Source organism: Chamaesiphon sp. OTE_8_metabat_110 (assembly GCF_031382685.1).
GTDB lineage: Bacteria > Cyanobacteriota > Cyanobacteriia > Cyanobacteriales > Chamaesiphonaceae > Chamaesiphon.
Genome location: NZ_JANMZA010000480.1, coordinates 1 through 6,763, shown reverse-complemented (window position 1 = coordinate 6,763; position 6,763 = coordinate 1). Strand labels below are relative to the sequence as shown.

The following is a 6,763-nucleotide window of genomic DNA, read 5'->3' as shown; positions in this document are numbered from 1 at the left end:
TGTGCGAGTTTCGACCAATATACTAGCTTCGAGCATCGCGGCGATGATTTTCGGCAATTGTGTCAGCTCCTAATTAGCAATCCTGACTAAAAATCGCTCCAATTCTCATGCCAATCTCTAACTAGAAGACGACAGATCGAGGGATCGATCGAAAAAATTATTACCTCTTACCCATTACCTCTTACCCATTACCCATTACCTATTACCTCTTACCTCTTTGCCAATGACACTCGATCTCCGAGCCATTCAAGCGTTGGCGTAGCCTACCGTTAGGTAATCGCTGTTATAGTAGGAGTGAATACAGACTTAGATCTGTAAGTGCATGAGTATGGATGCGGAGCGTCACCACACAACATTTCTCACCAATATCCTCTTCACCATCCCTTATCCCTGTCATGCGAGCCATGTTCGACAAATTGCGCGATATCATTCGCCATTGGTGGATGGAGTTCACACTCCAGACTAAACTGATGGGAGCAGCCACTTTGGCGGTGTCGTTGATTGTCAGTGGCTTGACTTTTTGGGCGGTAAATACCATTCAAGCCGATGCGCGGATCAATGACACGCGGTTTGGTAGAGATTTAGGACTGCTGCTGGCGGCAAATATTGCCCCCCAGATCGCGGAAAACGACCTAACTAGCGTCGCGCGGTTCTCCAATCGGTTTTATCACAGCACATCGAGCCTGCGGTACATCCTGTATGCGGACGATTTGGGGAGTATTCGATTGGGGATTCCTTTTTCCGAGTCAGAAGTCCAAAATTCCCTAATGATCGAGCGGCGGATTCATTTACCCGAAAGTAACGGACGCCGCGATCTGCCTTTAGTCCGCCAACACCAGACACCCGAAGGGATCGTGACTGATGTCTTCGTACCGATCGAGCATGACGGCAAATTTATCGGTACGCTGGCGATCGGCATCAATCCCAATCCTACCGTAGTTGCGTCGAGCGGACTGACGCGCGATGTGACGATCGCGGTATTCGTCTCGATTTGGGTGATGGTAATTTTGGGTGCGGTATTTAATGCGCTGCAAATTACCAAGCCGATCAAAGAATTACTTTCGGGTGTTAAGAATATTGCCTCGGGAAATTTCAAGCAACGGATCGATTTACCCTTGGGTGGCGAACTCGGCGAACTGATCGGTAGTTTTAATGAAATGGCGGAAAAGTTGGAGATATTTGAAGAACAAAATATCGACGAATTAACTGCCGAAAAAGCTAAGCTAGAAACCCTGATCTCGACGATCGCCGATGGTGCGGTCTTAATCGATAATAATCTCCAGATCGTCCTAGTCAATCCCAATGCGCGGCGCTTTTTCGGGTGGGATCATCTGGATTTAGACGGTGCTAACGTCCTGCATGTCCTACCTGGCAGCGTATCTGCCGAACTCACGCGTCCGCTGTATCAAGTGGCGGCGGGTAAACTCGATGGTGAAGAATTTCGGATTACGCTCAACCATCCCGCACAACGAACGGTAAGAATCTTAATTACCAACGTGCTCGATCCGATCAAAGAAAATGTCCGGGCGATCGCGATGACCGTTCAAGATATTACTCGGGAAGTCGAATTAAATGAAGCTAAAAGTCACTTTATTAGTAATGTCTCTCACGAACTGAGAACGCCATTATTTAATATCAAATCATTTATCGAAACCCTGCATGAATACGGGGATGAATTGACTAAAGAGGAGCGGAGTGAATTTCTCGATACTGCCAATCGCGAAACCGATCGGTTGACAAGATTGGTGAATGATGTCTTGGATTTATCCAAGCTCGAATCCTCCCATACTTATTTATTTGATGCGGTGGAGCTAGATCGATCGATCGAACAAACTCTCCGTACCTATCAGCTCAACGCCAAAGATAAAGGGATCGAACTGTGTCAAGATATCGAACCCGATCTGCCATCCGTCTTGGGTAACTACGATCTGATCCTCCAGGTGCTAGCAAATCTGGTCGGCAACGCCCTCAAATTTACCAAAGCCGATGGGAAAGTGACAATTCGGGCTTACCGAGCCGCAGTGACTGGTGAAGCGGCTGATGAGATTGTTTCGCCTGTCGTCAGAGTGGAAATCGTCGATACGGGCATCGGCATCGATCCTGAAGATTGTGCGGCGATCTTCGATCGCTTCTTCCGCGTCGAAAACCGCGTTCACACCCTTGAAGGTACGGGATTGGGACTCTCGATCGTCCAAAATATCATCGAGAAACATCACAGTCAAGTTCATATTACCAGTGAAGTCGGCGTGGGCACTACGTTTTGGTTCGATCTAGCAATCTATCAACTTCGCCCCGAGCCGATCGAAAATCCCCAGTTGTTAGCTGTAAATGTCGATAGCTAAAGTTAGTCACATCTTGCATCAAAACAAAGTTATAAATCGACTATCTATTTTATTGTCCGCGCCCTGATTGACAAGTGGAAACTATTCAGGATACAACCGCAAAACCCAACATCTCAAGGATGCCGGGTTTTGCGGCGATTGCTCAACAGCTATAAAATAGGAGCAGCCGACGATCCCCCCATACCCCCAGCCTACCAGCATTAATCGCCCCCGCAGGCAATACCATGACTGACTCAGTACAAGCACAGCCTGTCAATCCGATCTTACCTACCAACGAAACCGAACGGCTGGCGGCACTGTATCGCTATCAAGTCCTCGATACACCTCCTGAAGCAGCGTTCGATCGCATTACCGCTCTTGCCGCGCGACTGTTTAAGAAGCCTACCGTGCTGATTTCGCTGGTGGATGAGTCGAGAGCTTGGTTCAAGTCCAGCATTGGTTTTGGTGCTGCTGAAGTCTGCCGCAACGATGCGCTGTGTAATGTTGCCGTGTTGTCCGATGAGCCGCTAATCGTTCCTGATACGCGACTCGACGATCGCTTTACCTGCAATCCGTTCGTACAAGCCGAAGTAGCGGCGCGGTTTTATGCGGGTGCGCCCTTGATCGATCGAGATGGCTTTAATTTGGGTACGCTGTGTCTGCTCGATACTGTGCCCCACGACCCTTTAACCGCCGAGGAAGAGGCTACTTTAGGGGATTTGGCGGCAATGGTCGTTTCGGAGCTAGAACTGCGCTTGGCGGCGCAGCAAATCGCGAGCGTCGATGCCGCACTAGTAGAGATTACCCAAGGTGTCGCGAGGGTGACGGGTGGGGCATTTTTCGACGAACTGGTGAAGCACTTTGCCAAAGTCTTGGGGACTGATTATGTTTATATTGGTTTGGTGGAGGGGACTGAGCCGAAAATGATGCGCACGATCGCCACATGCGATCGCGGTAACATCGTCGAGAATCTGGAATATCGGTTGCAAGATACGCCGTGCTGGGAAGCGATCGAGCAGCGTAAACTTTGCTGTTATCCCCGCAATGTCCAGGCTCAGTTTCCGAATGCGCCGTTGCTAAAACCGCTGGCTGTCGAGAGCTATATGTCGATTCCGTTCTGTGGTGCCAATGGTAATGTGTTGGGATTGCTGGGCGTCATGGATGGTAAACCGTTAGCAAACGTGCATCTAGCCGAATCGTTACTAACCATCTTTGCCAGTCGGATTGTGACGGAGTTAGATCGTCAACAGCACGAATCGATCCTCGCCGAACAGACGCGACTGCTGGAGGCGGTTGCTACGGGTCAGCCGCTAGATGAGTGTCTGAGTGCTATGTGTAGCTCGATCGCCAACCTCAGCCCCCACACCCGTGCCTGTGTGCTACTGACTGACGATCTCCGCTCGAAGTTTCCCCGATCGATTACTCCAGATTTCCCGCCGTCTCTGAGCGAAGGACTCAAGGATGCGCCGATTAACGAGCTGGCGATTTTTCTTCAGAACCGCTTCGCGAACGGCACTTGTGATACGGCTGGATATTGTGGTGAGCCTGTAACTTGTCCCGATCTTGCGAGTGACCAATCCTGGCCGCAAAGCTGGCGGGATTTGTGTATCGCCCATGGCATTCGGGCTTGTCATTCCGTACCGATTGTGGGGATTGATAATTTACCCCTCGGTTCGCTGATGTTGTGCTTTGGTGAGGCGCGATTGCCGACTGATTGGGAATATCGACTGGGTGAATTTGGGACTAAGATTGCTAGTATTACGATCGACCGCAAGCGGTCGATCGAGAACTTGTCGGAGAGTGAAGAACGGCTGAGTTTGGCACTTACAGCCGCAGATATGGCAACCTGGGATGCCGATCTGTCCACGGGTAAAACGATCTGGTCTGCCAAACACTTCCAGATTTTGGGCTACGATCCAGCTAATGTTGGCGCACCTACCATCGAGATGTGGTTGAGCCGGATTCATCCTGACGATCTCGCAGCGGTGATGCAGGCACGGGAAACTGCCCAGAGGGAGCGATCGCTCTATCGGATCGAATATCGGTTGGTACGCGCTGACACTGGAGCAGTCGTGTGGGTTGCCTCAACTGGAAGATTCCTCGACAACCAGGCAGGGGTAGCCATGCGGTTTGTCGGGGTGATGCTCGATATTCGCGATCGCAAACAAGCCGAAATTGCTCTGGTCGAGAGTCAGCAGCGATTGCAGTCGATCGTCGATGCGATTCCTCATGCGGTGTGGGTACTCGGAGCCGATGGTGAATTCCGCTTTAACAATCAACAGTGGCTCAATTACTACGGCATGTCTTTTCCAGCAGCGACAGCACTCGGATGGAGTCAGGTAGATCCCGATGAATTTGCTGCCACTCAGCGGTTATGGCAGCTCTCTATGCAAACTGGGATGCCCTATGAAACCGAATTTTGCTGGAATTGTGGTGATAATTCCCAACGGTGGTATCTCTGTCGCGCCCAGCCAGTTCGCGACCCGGCGGGGGAAATTGTCGAGTGGGTGGGCACCAATACCGATATTACCCACCTCAAGCAAGTAGAAGCCGCTTTGCAACAGAGCCAGCAATTCGTCCAAAAAATCGCCGAAACCGTGCCCGGTTTGGTGTATGTCTACGATCTCATCGAGCAGCGTAACATCTATATGAATCGCCACTCCTTAGAAGTGTTGGGCTATACGCCAGCGCAACTGCAAGAGCAAGGGTCGGATGTGATGCCAAATCTCATACATCCAGACGATTTAGCCAGCATGATGGCGTATCTAGCAGGATTCGATACGGCACAAGGTGAAAAAGCGCGGGAGTTGGAATACCGAGCGCAACATGCAAATGGTGAATGGCGGTGGTTGCTCACTTCTGGCACTGCATTTAACAGAACGCCAGCAGGAGCTACCCAACAGATTATCGGGGTAGCGATCGATATTACCGATCGCAAAGTCGCCGAGCTGAAAATTCACCAGCTCAACCACGAGCTGACCGAGCAAACTGACGAACTACAAACGATCCTCGATACGCTGCCCGTGGGGGTCGCGATCGCTGACGACCCGCAGTGTAACGTCATTCGTGCTAATCGATTCGGTCAAACTATGCTAACGGTGTCACCCGATACCAACGTTTCGGCAACTGGAGCAGAAGCCGAAACTTTACCATTCCGTCAATACCGCGACGGGCGAGAAATCCCTGGCGACCAACTGCCGATGCAACTGGCAACCGCCCAAGGGCAAGCGATTCGAGATGTCGAAATCCAAATGGTGCGATCTGACGGAGCGACATTTGACTGGCTAATAACTGCCGTGCCGCTATTTGACGAAGATCGCGCAGTGCGCGGCTGTGTAGCAACATTTACCGATGTTACCGAACTCAAACGATTGCAATCGCAGCTACAGCTACGTGAAGCTAACCTAGCGCAGAGCAACGCCCGATTTGAGTCAGCGATGCTAGCCGTAAGGGGGACAGTGTACGAGTGGGATCTGCCAACTAAAATCATCTATCGCTCCAAAGGATTGTTCGAGCTGCTGGGCTTTCGACCTGAAGATGTGCCACCAACGAATGATTGGTGGACGGAGCGAATGCACCCCGACGACTTAGAGCGCACCCAATCGGAGTTCCGAGCCGCTCCAGTGGGAGTCGATCGATTTGAGAGCGAATATCGCATCCGCCATGCGGCAGGGCACTGGGAATGGGTGTCCGATCGCAGCTATTTCCAGTACGATCTGCAAGGAGAACTGCTCAAAGTCGTTGGCTTTAATACCGACATTACCGAACGCAAACACGCCGAGGAAGAGCTATATGAGAGTCAATTACTCGTGCAACGCCAACTGATGGAAATCGAAGCAATTTATCAAACTGCGCCCATCGGGCTAACAATTCTCGATCGAGACTTGCGCTATGTCCGCCTCAATCAGCAGCTAGCAGAAATTAACGGTATCGATATTGACGACCATATCGGGCGCACGCTGCGCGAAATCGTGCCGCTTGTAGCCGATGAAAACGAACCGCTCCTGTATGGCGTCATCGCCACCGGAGAGCCACTGCTAAATCTCGAACTTAGTGGTGAAACTCTAGCTCAACCTGGAGTCGAGCGGACTTGGATCGAAAATTGCTATCCGCTCAGGGATGAAACCGGACAGGTTGCGGGGATTAATGTTGTCGTCCAAGAAATTACCGATCGCAAACGCGCTGAAGCAGCAGTACGCGAGAGTGAAGAGCGATTCCGCACCTTGGCAGATAATATGTCTCAGTTTGCGTGGATGACAGACGAAAACGGCTGGATCTTCTGGTATAACAGTCGCTGGTTTGAATACACTGGCACCACATTAGCCCAAATGCAGGGCTGGGGATGGCAAAGCGTTCATCATCCCGAACATGTCGATCGAGTTGTCACACATATCCGCCACTGCTTTGAAACGGGTGAATGTTGGGAAGACACATTTCCGCTG

Annotated in this window: 2 protein-coding genes; both read left to right on the top strand. The window is 51.0% G+C overall.

What is annotated here, in order from left to right; translation table 11 throughout:
• Positions 1-395 precede the first annotated feature (395 nt).
• Entirely contained in the window at positions 396-2,342 is a 1,947-nt protein-coding gene (nblS, locus tag RMO52_RS17680) for a two-component system sensor histidine kinase NblS (protein WP_310416816.1), read from the top strand.
• Positions 2,343-2,566: 224 nt separating this feature from the next.
• A partial coding sequence (locus RMO52_RS17675; RefSeq protein ID WP_310416812.1) for a PAS domain S-box protein occupies positions 2,567-6,763 on the top strand: 4,197 nt, incomplete at its 3' end.